Raw genomic sequence first — 15422 nt, 5'->3', positions numbered from 1 at the left:
TCAATACCAAATGGTATCGGTGAGTTTAACTACTTAGCGGAGTGAATACCAAATGGTATTGTGGTGTTTTAGTGCTTATTCTTTCAAATACCTTTTGGTATCGACACTTTTTAATACTGGGTGGGGCCAATACCAAAGGGTATCGACACTTTTTACTGCTTAAACAAGCAAATACAAGTTGTATCGGCTCCACTAAGTAAAAAATCGATGATATACATGAAGTGTCGTTTGCAAATACATGCAGAAGAGCTGTGTAGATTTTAAGTTTGGTCATTATTCGAAAACAATTAGGTTATATCAGTTAATTGCAGAAAGGCGAAAACGTAACACCTTTTTATAACACTATTTTCCATTTCCTTGACGAAACAACCGAATTAAAGGATGAATGACCGGTTTTTCGAGACGAATAAACGGCCCTTAGTTAACAATAATCTCAATCATAAAAACAGCTACGTGCATTCCATCACATATTAAGATTTGAGCAATAGCTTGAAGTGCTCATTACTATTAATTAAAGACCTATTTATCTTTTTTTAACGCAAATGCTATTCCCTTATCATGCTAGTGGTCGTATATTACTTATACATCAATAAACAAAGGCGTATGAACAAAGAAGAAGTTTACCAAGAAATTAAGTCAATGTTTGGTATAGTACCAACATTCTTAAAAATGGTGCCGGATGATACACTGGAGCTGGAATGGAATTTAATGAAAAAGATAGGCGTTGAGGAGCATGCCATTCCAAACAAGTATAAAGAATTAATCGGTATCGGAATTTCAGCAACCACAAAATGTCAATATTGTATTTTCTTCCATACACAGTTAGCCATTCTCTTTGGTGCAACTGCTGAAGAAATTGAAGAAGCCATACATTATGCGAAACACACTGCAGGATGGAGTGCCTATGTTAACGGATTGCAGCTCGACTTTGAACAATTTAAAGATGAAATTACAAAGATGTGCGCATTTGTTAAAGAAGCACATGCAGAAGCTGCTTGATTACTTCGTGACACATTACTCATATGAGCCTGCCTAAACAATTAGACAGGCTTTTTTTTTATTAACGCGAGTTTGATTTCAGGAAAATTGCTTTTAAGAAATATCGACCTAAGCAATGTAGCTTGGGACCCATCGTCATATGTGGAGGGAAGAAAAATTTGATGCATGATTTGTGAATCTTTAAATTTTTCCCGTAACAATGACGTAATGGGTAAGCGAATGCTTTAGTCGACGGCATTTTTGTCTACTTTTTGGGCTGGAGGCAAAAAGTAGAAGCCATTCCGGCTTGAGGAAATAAGCTTAGAACAATAAAATTTAAAAAGGGATAGCCCTGAGTTTGATTAAATTTACACAACTCAGATTTTATTAAAGCAAGACTCCACAAAATATCTTATTTTTAATCTTCATTTTAATTCAATTACCATGACAAATAAAAAACAAACAGCTGTTATCCTATCAGGATGCGGCGTATACGATGGAGCAGAGATTCACGAATCAGTACTAACATTGCTGGCCATCGCAAAACAAGGTGCTGAATACAGCCTATTTGCACCCGATGTGGAGCAATACCACGTCATTAATCACATCAAAGGTGAGCCTACAGAAGAGAAACGTAATGTGTTGGTAGAGGCGGCTCGTATCGCTCGTGGTGACATAAAGCCACTATCGGAATATAATGCTGCTGATTTTGATGCTTTAATCCTCCCGGGTGGTTTTGGTGCAGCCAAGAATTTGAGTACAGTTGCTTTTGATGGCCCTAAGTGCATGGTTGACACTGAAACCGAACGCGCCGTTAAAGAAACACATGCAGCCAATAAACCCATTGGAGCATTGTGCATTGCGCCAGCTGTTATCGCCAAAATATTAGGAGAGGTAACGGTTACTATTGGCCAGGACGAAGGCACTGCTCAGGCCATTGAAGCCATGGGCGCTAACCACATGACGACGAATCATGGCGAAGTTATTATAGATGAGGCCAACAAAATTGCCACTACGCCATGTTATATGTTGGATGCTAACATTCTTCAGATTGCAGAAGGTGCCGACAATGTGGTGAAGGCAGTGTTGGATATGGTGTAATTATAAGTTCTTCCCCCTCTCCCTTTGGGTAGCTCCCCAAGGGGAGCATTTATGTACAGCTTGCATTTTTGGAATATATGCCCAACTGCCAATCAAATCTTCCCCATGGGGAAGTGCCGCAGGCGATGGGGAAAAAAATCTAGACTGTGTAATGTTCACTCAAGAGTATATAATTCCTTAACTAAACGACATTGCCCGGATTATGTATTAGAATGTCGTCATGAACATTGAAAGTGCAATAAAACAACGAAGTGACTTGTTTTGAAGCAATTTCAATGTGTAATAGATTTTCTAATGCATATTGCGGGTTTAAAGTTGGTGTAATCAAACATTATTTGAATACTTCTGGCTTATAGCCAACAACATAAAAAAAAGGTTGCAACTTACGCTGCAACCTTTTTTGTGTGTAGATTTTTTTCCTTTTTTTGTATAGCTTACTAAACTATCATTCTCTATACAATGTAAATCATCTATTGTCTAGTTTCTAATAGTCTAGCATTCTACTCTTACTATCTGTTGAATAGTAATTCGCGATATTTTGGTAATGGCCACATTTCATTGTCAACAATTAGCTCCAATTTATCAATGTGGTAACGAATATCATCCAGGTAAGGACGTACCTGCTTATCGTAAGCAAATGCTTTCTCAGTTTCCGACTCGATTACATTGCATTTCTTACGTTCCTCAATCATATCAGCCACTTTAGCTTTGATAGATGTGATATGACCTGAAATGGTTTTAATCAATTCTTTACGAGCACCTGCTAATTCATTAAATTCTTTTTCATCGAAGATATCACGCATCCCCTGTACATTGTGTATCAATTCTGTTTGATACTGAATGGCTGTAGGCACAATGTGGTTGATAGCTAAATCACCAAGAACACGTGCCTCAATCTGTATCTTCATAGTGAATTTCTCCATTTCAACCTCAACACGGGCTTCAAGCTCACGCTCCGACATCACACCAGTACCAACAAGGGTATCTTTACTTGCCTTATCAAGGTATTTGGTTAGTGACTCAGGTACCGATGTAATATTTGTTAAGCCACGCTTAGCAGCTTCATCTTTCCACTCATCAGAGTAACCATCGCCATTAAATCGAATAGGATCCGACTCAAGAATTAATTTCTTAATTGTCTGGAAGATAGCTTCGTCTTTCTTAACTCCTTTTTCGATTAAGGCATCAACGTCTTTCTTAAATTCAGTTAACTGAACAGCCATAGCAGCACTTAAAGCTGTTAATGGAGCGGCACAGTTCGTCATCGAACCAACAGCACGGAACTCAAAACGGTTTCCGGTAAAGGCGAATGGCGATGTACGGTTACGATCGGTATTGTCAAGAAGAATTTCAGGAATACGACCGATACCTAATTTAAGCGCTGTCTTCTCATCCGGCGTCATCTTCTGGTCGGTAATACGCTCAGCTAAATTATCAAGCATATCAGCAATCTGCGACCCTGTAAATACCGAAATAATAGCAGGAGGTGCTTCGTTAGCTCCTAAACGGTGACTGTTAGATGCTGTTAATATAGTTGCACGTAATAAATCCTGACTCTTATATACAGCTGCAATTGCATTCACAACGAATGTTAAGAACTGAAGGTTACCTTTAGGATTTTTACCCGGAGCTAATAATACAACTCCTTTATCTGTTTGTAATGACCAGTTATTGTGCTTACCCGAACCGTTGATACCGGCAAATGGTTTTTCGTGAAGCAACACTTCGAATTTATGACGACGTGCAATACGTTTCATTAAATCCATTACCAACTGGTTATGGTCATTCGCTAAGTTAGCCTCAGAATAAATTGGCGCTAACTCAAACTGGTTTGGCGCTACCTCATTGTGACGCGTTTTAACAGGCACACCGTGCTTATGCGATTCTATCTCTAATTCAATCATGAATTTAGATACACGCTCAGGAATAGAACCAAAATAGTGGTCATCTAATTGCTGATCTTTTGATGAAGAATGTCCCATCAAAGTACGACCAGTAATCATTAAGTCAGGACGAGCCTGGTATAAAGCCTGATCAATTAAGAAATACTCTTGCTCCCAACCTAAGTTAGTATGTACTTTACGTACATCTTTATCGAAATATTGTGCAACACCAACGGCCGCCTTATCAACAGCTGACAATGCCTTCAAGAATGGTGTTTTATAATCTAAAGCTTCACCTGTATATGAAATAAATACCGTAGGAATACATAATGTTGTTCCCATAATAAAAGCTGGTGAGGATACATCCCAAGCTGTGTAACCACGTGCTTCGAATGTTTGTCTGATTCCGCCGTTAGGGAATGATGAAGCATCTGGCTCCTGTTGAGCTAACAGTTTACCTGAGAATGCCTCGATCATTGTGTCATTGTCACCATAATCAATAAAGCCATCGTGCTTTTCAGCAGTTCCATCTGTTAGTGGCTGAAACCAGTGAGTGTAATGCGTTGCGCCATGTTCCATCGCCCAAGCTTTCATCCCCGAAGCTACAGTATCGGCAATTTTACGGTCAATCGATTCTCCTTTTTCCATAGCAACCTTAACAGCCTTATAGGCATCACCTGATAAGTATTTGGCCATTGAGTCTTTATTAAAGACTAATTCGCCATAATAATCAGTTGCTTTTGTTGAAGGAAAAACCACTTCTTTTGGCTCTCTGTTCATTAGTTCTGATAGAGCCTGAAATCTTAATTGTGCCATAGTGTTTAATTTTTTATCGAGTTAGCAGGAGCAAAAATATACTTTTTTAAACATCCACCATCACTTTTAGTACTAAAAATGAATATTATTTCACTTTTTATTGACAAACAGTCGTTTTTTGATGGCTTTTAGTGATATTTTATATTTTTTATCGAACATTCACCCCATTTTATTCAACCCCACAAATAAAACATTAAAACAGGCCATAAAAAAAGCTACCCCAATTTCACCAGGGTAGCTTTTAAGAATAATTATATGATATTTACAAAGGGTCATTAATAAATACCCCCATAAACTCAACCTTCACTATTTCATTTCTGAATAATATTTGAAGAAATAAGGTATCGTGTTAATACCATTGTAGAACTGCTCTAATGGATAATTTTCATTTGGTGAATGAATCGCATCTGCTTCCAATCCAAAGCCCATTAGGACAGACTTAACACCTAAGATTCTTTCAAAATCAGATATAATAGGAATAGAACCACCACTGCGTACAGGCACCGGACGCTGGCCATATACTGTTTCACATGCTTTTTCGGCAGCCTGGTACGCTGGCAAATCAATTGGACAACCATATGCCTGACCACCATGTAAGTGTTTCACTTTCACATTAACACTCTTTGGTGCAATAGATTCAAAATGCTTGCAGAATAACTCAGCAATTTTGGTATGATCCTGATCGGGCACTAAACGAGATGAAATCTTAGCATATGCCTTTGATGGCAATACTGTCTTTGCACCTTCGCCAGTATATCCACCCCAAATTCCACATACATCAAACGATGGGCGAATACCTGTACGCTCATTGGTGCTAAACCCTTTCTCTCCGGCTAACTCTTCAACATCAAGAGCCTTTTTATATTCATCTTCGCTAAATGGAGCCTTTGCCATCATTGCACGCTCATCGTCCGACACTTCAACCACATCGTTGTAGAATCCTGGAACAGTAATATGCCCATCTTTATCCACCATTTGCGTAATCATCTTAGCCAGTACATTAATTGGATTGGCAACCGCACCGCCAAATAATCCCGAGTGAAGATCACGGTTAGGTCCTGTTACTTCCACTTCCCAATAACACAAACCTCGTAACCCGGTTGTTATAGTAGGAACATCAGGAGCAATCATACCCGTATCTGATACTACAATCACATCAGACTTTAATAACTCCTTATTGTCTTCACAGAACTTAGGTAAACTAGGCGAGCCAACTTCTTCTTCTCCTTCGATTAAAAATTTAACGTTACATTTAAGCTGGTTAGTTTTGACAAGGTATTCAAATGCTTTTGTATGCATAAACCCTTGCCCTTTATCATCGTCAGCACCTCGAGCATAGATTTTACCATCGCGTACTTCAGGCTCAAAAGGAGGTGACTTCCACAATTCCAATGGCTCAGCTGGCTGAACATCATAGTGAGCATATACCAAAACAGTCTTGTATGATGGATCCAGAATTTTCTCTCCGTAAACAACAGGATTACCTTCTGTTTCCATTATAACAGCCTTGTCGGCGCCACCATCAAGTAATAGTTGCTTCCAGTGCTCAGCACATTTGTACATATCATCTTTATGCTCAGGCTTCGAGCTAATTGATGGAATACGAATTAACCCAAACAGCTCGTCTAAGAAGCGTTGCTTGTTATCCTCAATGTATTGTTTTAAATCTTGCATGATATTATAGTTATTATTTAAAATTCTGTTTGAAAAGTACATATCTAATCATCAATAAGCAAGAATAAAACTCATGCTTTCATCCCATATAGGCATTAATTGACAAAACTCATTAAAATAAAAAGCGGTAACCCGAATTGTTCAGGTTACCGCCTCAATTTTTTATATAAAATGTAACTACTTAATATTATTAAAAACATTCGTTACATCATCGTCTTCTTCAAACTTAGCCAATAGCTTATCAATCTCAGCCATTTGCTCATCATTCAACTCTTTAGAGTCTTGTGGTATACGCTCAAATTCTGCATTTTCAATTTTGAAATCATTATCTTCAAGATATTTTTGAATTGGACCAAATCCTTCAAAATCACCATAGATCATAATGAATCCATCATCCTCGAAGATCTCCTGAACACCAAAGTCGATCAACTCAAGCTCCAACTCTTCCAGGTCAAGACCTTCCTTCAATTCGACTTTAAAGTTGCATTTATGCTCAAACATATAATCAACACAACCACTCGTTCCTAAAGAGCCACCATACTTATTAAAGTATGAGCGAACATTAGCCACAGTTCGAGTTGTATTATCTGTTGCCGTCTCAACCATAAAAGCTGTACCAAATGGCCCGTATCCTTCGTATACTACCTCCTTATAATCTGCTGTATCTTTACTTGATGCTTTTTTAATAGCACGCTCAACGTTGTCCTTAGGCATGTTGGCTGCTTTAGCATTTTGAATTAACACACGCAATCGTGAATTACTCGACGGATCTGGTCCGCTTTCTTTCACACACATGGTTATCTGTTTGCCAATTTTCGTAAAAGTTTTTGCCATCGTACCCCAGCGCTTAAGCTTAGAGGCTTTTCTGTATTCAAATGCGCGTCCCATTTCTTAATAAATTCTTCATTTTAATATTTGGCAAATTTATAAGGGATTTTTAATATATCTAGTAATCCTTTCAATTTTATCTGACTCCTTAATTGAAAATAATCCTCTTTTGTCTTCTTTAACCGAGTTATTGTCAGAGTACAATTGACTAATTTTATTATTTTTGCAACTGTAATCACAAATTCTTAATGGCAAAAAAAGCAAAAAAGGACCACCAAAAAGTAATCTCTCGCGAACAAGCACTTCGACGCAAGCATAGAGCTACATTTTTACTTAATGACAAAGAGAAAGATGCGGTGAGTATCTATTGCAAAAGGTATAAAATTGGCAATAAATCTAAGTTCATGCGAGAAGCTGTTATGCGCGTGGTTATGGAGCAATTTCTGGATGATTACCCCACTCTATTTGAGAAACAAGATCTGGATCGATTAATTTCTGATTAACTCTGTTATCGCCATTCTGGCATTTCAGCATTTTCGAAATACAACTCACGACTTCCTCCACCAGCATCCATTACATATATATTTTTCTGACCAGTACCTGTGTTAGATGTATTTACAAAAATAATTTTAGAACCATCTGGAGAATAACGAGGTTGTAAATCATTAGTTCCATTTGTCTTATTTGTGCCTGAAATATCCGTTATAGTAGCTGATGCAATGTCGTACGTATAGATACGTGAATCAAACATTCGTCCATAAGGATCATTAACATTGGCATTATCATGTGTATAAACTACCAATTTGCCATCGATGCTAAAGTTAGGATTCTCAGTTCTACCATCAGTATTATCAACAATCATCGTTAAATCACTTCCATCTGGATTCATCAGGTATATCTCACTATCATAAATATTCACACCTCTTGATTGTACGACTAATTTTCCGGACTGCCCCGACCAATCAACAAAAACGTAGTTTCGTCCTGCCGGTGCAGTCGAAACAGTAAACAATCCGCTACCGTCTTTATTGATACGGTACAATTTGTCATAATGACAGAAAAGAATCTGATCGCCAGTAGGAGACCAACAAAAACCGGCCCCTGAATTGTGGTTACCATCCACAGGAAGAGGAGAAACGCGTTTTGTAATTTGCTCTTCGCCATAAACCAAATAAATGTAATTCTGTGAATTATAGGTGGCTGAATAAATAACCTCGTCAGTCACCGGATTAGCTCGAGGAAAATTATTTGATATAGTTTCTTGCGTCAAACGATGCCTGGAACCTTCTTTTTCACCTGATAAATATATATTGGCATCGCTAACACTGCTAAACAAATAGGGCAAGCTTGAACTACTTATAGTATTAAAGTTCCATAGTTCGCTCTGCCCAACCTTCTCGTCGTTTTTTTTTGCTGTAAGTGTCCAAAAGTGTTTTTTTGAATAACTTAGATTTTCTGCAACATAAAAAGTATCAGTCAACTCCGTTTCTGTAATTATCGGACCTTCTGATTCGTTTGTATACACATTCAATTCAAATGCAATATCGCTTGAATCACTCACTCCAGTATAATTCCATGAGAATGTTACAGGAACACCAACATCTTCCTGACTTTGAACAGGTGATGGGTCGGCAAACTTAACCGTATTAGCAGCCAAATCTCCGTCTTCTAACTGTATCACGATAGTAGTTACTTTATCCTCAATAACCTTCACCGTTGTGGAGCCATTGGCATATTCGTGTTTCGAAGCACTCACAACATAATCGCCCTCTTCCAGTTCACCAATAGTAAACTTACCTTCTACATTCGTCTTGACAGATAAACTTGGTGGATTAGTACTAATCACAGCTCCTTCCAATGGCATACCGGTAACTTTACTCTCAACTATCCCGGTTATTGTACCATTATGTTTTTCATCAATTGTATCCTCGCAAGAATAAACTAATGTTAAAATAATTACGCTTAATAATATAGAATACTTAGCCATCTGTTATTTTCTTTTTATCAGTGTTTTATTAAACCAACCACTTCCAAACTGGTAGCTCAGTCCAATTCTACCTTCCCATGACATATCATTATAAGAACCATGTTTTTGTCCGTCTATATCATCAGATGTAAAAAACTTATTTGCAATTGACATATCTATTTTTACTCTCTTAGACAACACAAAATCTAACCCCACTGCACTACCTACGTATGTAAATCGATTTTTCACAGTTAAATCATCTGCCATTAATTCATTGGACAGCATACCATAGCCAACCTTTATATAAGGAGACATATTTTCCTTAGGTAATAAATCAAAACGTAGCGATGGTGTATATGAAATATATTGATTATCACCAATCACCTTTGAATCCATTTGCCCATATACAAATTCATTATCGAATGATATTGTTGGTGAAAGCCTGATATTTAAATTGACACCAGTACTAAATCCTACACCGGCATCTTCCGTATCTAAATCCGGATATGTAACACCACTGATAATACCAGCACTTACCATACTTCTTGAATCGTTTAGTTGTCGCCCTAAATGATCGATGCTAAGGTTTTCATTTTTCTCATTAATATAATCATTAACAACACTTTCTATATGTGCCACATTACCATTTGACATCCAAAGTCCTTCTTTTATCCCCTCTACAACCAAGCTATACACAGCTTTCTCGATAGCCTCTGTAACTGCCATCTCTGATGGTTCATTATAGGTAACACCTGTTTCCGCCTCTAGCAGACGTTTAAACTTCACATATCTAAATACAGAGAAGTCAATTTTTTGCGATAAAATAGATTTGGTGCTATAAACTGTTTTAAGTATTTCACCATTTTTGGTTGATACAGCACGCAGGTAAATACTAACTCTATCTTCGCGATACTGTCCTGAAGCACCTGTCCCAAAATACCTAAGCCCTGCTCCTCCAGTTCTTACATTTGTTTCATATGAGATTATCCCACCCTCAAGGATTATACCAGCAAATAACAATGGACTTAATGCCGTTTGCCCCTTGCCTTCATAGGCTGCCAAGGTATTTGTAATAATCTGACGTTCTGCACTAAGATTCCCAAGATTCTCTCGCTCTAACGGAGTAAACCAGCCTGATTCTTCCAGGGCTCTGATTAAGATAGTTGTTGCCCCTTGCGTTACTGCTGTCGACCAACTTGAACCATAATCCGATGGCTTATATTGTCCCGTTTGATCTCTAAACTTATATACAGCTGCAACCAACTTATCTCGCGGCGGCGGTAAATTCATTAACTCAGAATGGAATGGCGTTTCTGCCCCCAATCGAGCGGGTTCGGTTTTATGTGTTTGATGAATTGTTGGACTGCATCCCCCAAGACAAACAATTATCAACACAAAATAAAAAAGATTAAATCTCATGCCTCCTGAATTCTGATTTCTATTGATTTGGAACAGTTACACTGGTCTGCCCCCCATTTACTATATCTAAGATGGAGACATTTACACCATCAGCACCTTCATTAACCTGAATATGATAATCTCCCACATCATAAACACCAGGTTGCAAATCACCTTCACCAAATTGATTATCGACCAACTTGCGACTTAACTGATATAAAATCTGACGATTTAAATCCTCCTGAAAAGAGGCTAATGGATCAGAATTATCAAGAGCATCTGGATCTTTGAATTTATTTTGAGATTCGGCCTGACTCAGAAGCCATGAATAATTATACGAATCTCCACCAAAAGCAGGATTTACTGGTTTATAAACAAAATCTTGTGCACTACACATTGTAGTATACAACATTCCGACGAATAAAAAGAGTACTGTTTTCATAATATAAAGTGTTAGGCTTATTTATTTTGCTTTAATTGTTGCTGCTGACGAATCAATGCTTGCTGCGCAATAATCTCACGGATTATTTGCTGCTCGACGACACCAACAGCCTGTTTGGCCATCATTTCAACCTCATCATAACGACGCCTCATCATCTGTTGATACAGTAATTGTTCTTTCAAATAAACTTCAATAACCGTATTATTCATCCTAAAGGGCCGTTCTTTAATCTTTATAAAGTAATTTTTATATCCAACAGGTTTTCTCCAATATGAAAAAAACAGTTCATAAAACTCCCGACCAGATTTTGACATTGTTTCATCCATTACAATTCCATCAATCTCAAGTGTTGGAGGCTCTATGAGCTGTTTCTGTTGTTTCTGCTTTTGTTCTTTAATTTGTCGGTCATATTCTTTAACCAAATCCAATATAGCCTGCGGAACCTCTTTTTTTAAACTGTCTCTTTTAGCTCCAACAGTATCTGTTGAAACTTGCTGAGCCAGAAGCCCGCACAATGAACAAGCTGCAACAATAATAAATACTAAACCTTTTATCATTTAATTATTAATATTGAATCACAGCAGCACTTGCTCCATTCCTTTGGCTTATTTGAATATCTTTGTTATTATACTTTTTAAAATCTAATTTATTATTATTTGAATTCTGCACTACTGAAGCAGTTCCTCCACTTCTGTCAGTTCCGTAAAATGAACCTGTAACCTCATTACCAGAGCCCAATTGCATAACATTTACATTAACATTGTTTCCAAAGCTCTTGTTCATTACACCATTTTTATTTCCATTCTGGGTCACAGTTAATTTACCACTTCCATAAAGATCTTCATTCTCAACCAGGTTTAGATCTCCTGCCTGAAGAATATTTACAACATTATCATTGTAGTATGAGTTATGTCGAATACGATTCCTATTCCCAATCTGCTCAGATTTGAAAGTATTATTATCACCAATCTGAGATGCAACAACTACATTACCTTCTCCTTTTTGAGAAATCTCAATCTGGTTACCCTGACCAATCTGGGTCATAAAAACAATATTTCCTTTACCTCCCTGATCGAAGTTTACCTGCCGAACCCTTGCCAGATTCTCGCTATCTTGAGCATTGCACAGCGCTAAGGCAAAAAACAATGCTGAAACAATTAGTAACGACTTCATAGGTATTGGTTTTAAATTCATTGCTTTTCGTTAAAAAAGCGCATGTACTAATGTACATAAAAAAAAAGGTATCTATAAATATACTTGACTACTGTCAGATATTTATAGATTAACAGTTGCTAATTAACAACTAAATAAAACAAGGGAGCGCAATGCACCCCCTTGATGTATTATAAAATTAGTATTGAATAGTTAAAGCAACATTATTATCACCAACCTGATCAACTAATGAATTCTGTGTTGCACCTCCAATTTGGAATGTCCATGCATGATTATTAACTCCACCATACTGATTAATCTGACTCATATGTCCACCTGTTCCAGTCTGATAACTTATTGCTGTACTACCATACTGGTTATTTTGGTAAATACCAGACTGTGCACCTAAACTACCTTCCTGAACAACAGCAGCCAACGACATTTCTGAATTAGTCTGACCAATACCAGCAAAGTTACCGATACCATTAAATTGACGTACATAAGCCATTGAATTCTTATTACCTTCCTGTCCAACTAGAGCAAGATTTAACATACCATCATATTGGAAAACCAATGCTTGTGTTTCTTTATTATCTCTTTGCCCAACTATAGCAGCTTCAAACATACCAGCCTGTTCAACAGCAACTAAGTTATCACGTCCACCATCCTGAGCAACAGCTGCAATCTGGAACGCACCTTCCTGAGTTACTTCAGTAGTATTTCGCTTACCATCAAGCTGAGCTACAGCAGCGATACCTCCAAAACCACTCTGGTCAACATCTGCAACATTTTTCTTACCACCGCTTTGAGTTACTAATGCTAAACTACCATTACCACTCTGATCTACCATTGCCTCATTTTTAAGACCTGTTTGAGCAACCATTGCAGTATTACGTCTTCCCGACTGATCTACCTCAACATAACCTCTATCACCAGTCTGATATACAGTAGCATCATTCCATCTTCCTGATTGATCTACGAAGGTCTTATTTCTTTCACCGTCCTGCATTACATAAGCAGTATGACGTCTACCACTCTGATCTACAAATGCCTTATTTTTCAATCCACCCTGATCAACAGTAGCAACATTAAAACGACCAGTTTGAGTAACTCCAACACGGCCTTCATTACCATATTGATTAACAGTTGCCTCATGTCTGTATGGAGATGTAGCACCAGGCCTTGTTGTCTGATCAACTGTAGCTTTATTGTCATTTCCGGTCTGATTCACCCATGCACCAAGATAGGTACCATCCTGAGCAATTCTCGCAGTGTTATCATCTCCATCTTGATAGATGATAGCTTCATTATTTTCATCGACCCAGCCACCTGAAGTTTTTTGGTCAACAACTGCTTTATTATCATTACCCATTTGAGTTACTGAGGCATAATTACTTTCCTCTGTTTGAAGAATCTTAGATGAGTTATCATCACCAACCTGTGTAACCATAGCTGTATTCTTCTCACCAACGATATCCTGATTTTGCTTAACCACTGATTCGTTTCCATTTCCTACCTGATCTACAAAAGCAGTTTGTTCTTCACCTTTTTGTCTAATAAGTGAAGTATTTCCATTAACAGTAGCACCACTTTGAGTAACAACTGCTACATGACCAACTCCTGAAGAATTTTGTTTGATTGTTGAAGTGTTAGTTTGTGCAAATGCAACTACTGTAAAAGCGCTTAGCGCTACACTAAAGAGTAACTTTTTCATGATTGTTTGTTTTAGGTAAAACATTAAAATTTTTATAATTAATTATTTATTTGCTCGACCAAAGCATTATTATTATTTCCTATTTGAATAGTATTTGTTCTATTTCTATTTCCCAACTGATCGACACTTGCATTATTAGATGTCCCTAATTGTAGTACATTGGCAACATTGCCACTTCCATTTTTCTGCATGGTTTCAACTTCATTGGAATCTCCGAATTGTCCAATTACTACAGTCTGATCACTCCGAAACTGATCTACTTCAGCTATATTTCCTTTTCCCATCTGTAGCATATAAGCTTCATTGTTCACATATTTTCCACTACCATATTGATAGACGTCAATTTCATTCTTTTCACCTACCTGAGTTATAAAAACCCGACTATTTCTTAATCGCTGGTTAACTTTTGTTTTATTCTCTATTCCTCCCTGAAGAATCACAGCTTCATTTCCTCCTCTATTCCATCGATCACTTTGCTTCAGCTCTATTTCATTTTCAGTTCCCAATTGAAGAGTGATCGCCGAATGCCCATCGTTAGTCTGACTTACATCAAGCATATTCAATTCACCAACCTGCATATGAATTCCGCTATTATTTGAACCTGTTGCTTGTGTATTTATGTTATTAGAACTTCCTACTTGCAAAGTGACCAGTTTATTATCGTCACCTAGTTGTAAAACATCATTCATATTCATGGTACCAACCTGACCAACCAATACCCTATTACCATTTCCGACTTGAGATGACAATGCACTATTTCCGACTTGAGACAATATATTTTCTGGAAATAATACCATAATAAGAAGTAATAAAACTAATACAAATGTGTGCTGTTTCATTTTTATGTGTTTTAGGTCGATTACGAATGTTACAACTTGAATGCCATTAATTACATTCGTCTGATTTACTGACCGTTAATAAAATGAACAGCAAAATATCCATGCCGTAAGCGACCACTTTCGGTCGTCAAGAGAAAAACCACTCTCTAGCAAAAATACGTATGACACTGAATAACTGAGTATTACAGAAGACAACAAGCAATTATTAGCAAATGTCCTAAAATGGTCGGCTGTAGATTTTATTCCATTTTCTATTGGAAATCGTATTAAAAACGGACAATCGTCAAAATTCACAACATGGATAGAAGAGCTTAATTTAAAGACTAAAATGGAAATTTTGTTGACGAATAAACTTGCATAACTCAAAGCCTAAATTGAGTGAAAAAATAATAGAAAAAAAGGAAATAAAAATGAGATAAAAAAAAGCGACCGAAAATGGTCGCCTCATATATTATATGGTTTTCCTTATACTCTCAATCAAGCTCCTATATTGATTCTATAATCGTTTAGTTATTAATTACAATCCCCTAGCCCATTCTAAGATTTTAAATCCCTAAGCACTTGCTTCCAACACATTAAGCGATTACTTTCTTGATTCACCCCCCATTAAAATAGATATTAATCTACAATA

General features: G+C 37.3%; 13 protein-coding genes. 3 read left to right on the top strand and 10 right to left on the bottom strand.

Going from position 1 to position 15422, the window contains the following annotated elements; translation table 11 throughout:
* Window positions 1–603 precede the first annotated feature (603 nt).
* Together JIV24_RS13545 and elbB are read left to right on the top strand one after the other, a co-directional pair.
* Window positions 604–999: a carboxymuconolactone decarboxylase family protein gene (locus tag JIV24_RS13545; protein WP_200465590.1), complete on the top strand. Its 396-nt coding sequence runs from the start codon at window positions 604–606 to the stop codon at window positions 997–999.
* A gap of 423 nt (window positions 1000–1422) precedes the next feature.
* Window positions 1423–2079, top strand: coding sequence for an isoprenoid biosynthesis glyoxalase ElbB (elbB, locus tag JIV24_RS13540; protein WP_200465589.1), 657 nt, complete (start codon window positions 1423–1425; stop codon window positions 2077–2079).
* A gap of 509 nt (window positions 2080–2588) precedes the next feature.
* Here the strand turns inward: elbB and JIV24_RS13535 are convergent.
* The 3 genes from JIV24_RS13535 to JIV24_RS13525 all read right to left on the bottom strand — a co-directional run bounded on the left by JIV24_RS13535 (window position 2589) and on the right by JIV24_RS13525 (window position 7340).
* Complete coding sequence (locus JIV24_RS13535; protein WP_200465588.1) at window positions 2589–4778, bottom strand: glutamine synthetase III family protein; 2190 nt, start codon at window positions 4776–4778, stop codon at window positions 2589–2591.
* A 306-nt stretch (window positions 4779–5084) separates the two neighbouring features.
* Window positions 5085–6452: a dipeptidase gene (locus JIV24_RS13530; protein ID WP_200465587.1), complete on the bottom strand. Its 1368-nt coding sequence runs from the start codon at window positions 6450–6452 to the stop codon at window positions 5085–5087.
* Window positions 6453–6629: 177 nt separating this feature from the next.
* A complete protein-coding gene (locus JIV24_RS13525; protein ID WP_200465586.1) occupies window positions 6630–7340 on the bottom strand; it encodes a YebC/PmpR family DNA-binding transcriptional regulator in 711 nt (236 codons plus the stop codon).
* A 188-nt stretch (window positions 7341–7528) separates the two neighbouring features.
* Between JIV24_RS13525 and JIV24_RS13520 the strand changes: the two genes are divergently transcribed.
* Window positions 7529–7783 carry a hypothetical protein gene (locus tag JIV24_RS13520; RefSeq protein WP_200465585.1) on the top strand — a complete coding sequence of 85 codons (255 nt, stop codon included), beginning with the start codon at window positions 7529–7531 and terminating at the stop codon, window positions 7781–7783.
* 5 nt (window positions 7784–7788) lie between these two features.
* Here JIV24_RS13520 and JIV24_RS13515 read toward each other — a convergent pair whose 3' ends face one another.
* The 7 genes from JIV24_RS13515 to JIV24_RS13485 all read right to left on the bottom strand — a co-directional run bounded on the left by JIV24_RS13515 (window position 7789) and on the right by JIV24_RS13485 (window position 14791).
* On the bottom strand, window positions 7789–9267 hold the full coding sequence (locus tag JIV24_RS13515) for a carboxypeptidase regulatory-like domain-containing protein (RefSeq protein ID WP_200465584.1): 1479 nt from the start codon (window positions 9265–9267) through the stop codon (window positions 7789–7791).
* A 3-nt stretch (window positions 9268–9270) separates the two neighbouring features.
* Window positions 9271–10665 (bottom strand): CsgG/HfaB family protein, encoded by a 1395-nt coding sequence (locus JIV24_RS13510; RefSeq protein WP_200465583.1) that lies wholly within the window; start codon window positions 10663–10665, stop codon window positions 9271–9273.
* Window positions 10666–10684: 19 nt separating this feature from the next.
* Window positions 10685–11086: a curli production assembly/transport component CsgF gene (locus JIV24_RS13505; RefSeq protein WP_200465582.1), complete on the bottom strand. Its 402-nt coding sequence runs from the start codon at window positions 11084–11086 to the stop codon at window positions 10685–10687.
* A 17-nt stretch (window positions 11087–11103) separates the two neighbouring features.
* Window positions 11104–11643: a CsgE family curli-type amyloid fiber assembly protein gene (locus JIV24_RS13500; protein ID WP_200465581.1), complete on the bottom strand. Its 540-nt coding sequence runs from the start codon at window positions 11641–11643 to the stop codon at window positions 11104–11106.
* Between the two features lie 7 nt (window positions 11644–11650).
* Complete coding sequence (locus JIV24_RS13495; protein ID WP_200465580.1) at window positions 11651–12259, bottom strand: curlin repeat-containing protein; 609 nt, start codon at window positions 12257–12259, stop codon at window positions 11651–11653.
* 178 nt (window positions 12260–12437) lie between these two features.
* Window positions 12438–13952, bottom strand: coding sequence for a hypothetical protein (locus JIV24_RS13490; RefSeq protein ID WP_200465579.1), 1515 nt, complete (start codon window positions 13950–13952; stop codon window positions 12438–12440).
* 38 nt (window positions 13953–13990) lie between these two features.
* Window positions 13991–14791, bottom strand: a complete 801-nt coding sequence (locus JIV24_RS13485; RefSeq protein WP_200465578.1) for a hypothetical protein — start codon at window positions 14789–14791, stop codon at window positions 13991–13993.
* Window positions 14792–15422: the final 631 nt, after the last annotated feature.

It is taken from the genome of Carboxylicivirga marina, assembly GCF_016612505.1.
GTDB lineage: Bacteria > Bacteroidota > Bacteroidia > Bacteroidales > Marinilabiliaceae > Carboxylicivirga > Carboxylicivirga marina.
Note: the sequence above shows the minus strand (reverse complement) of the source record. Positions and strands in the feature narration are given on the sequence as shown.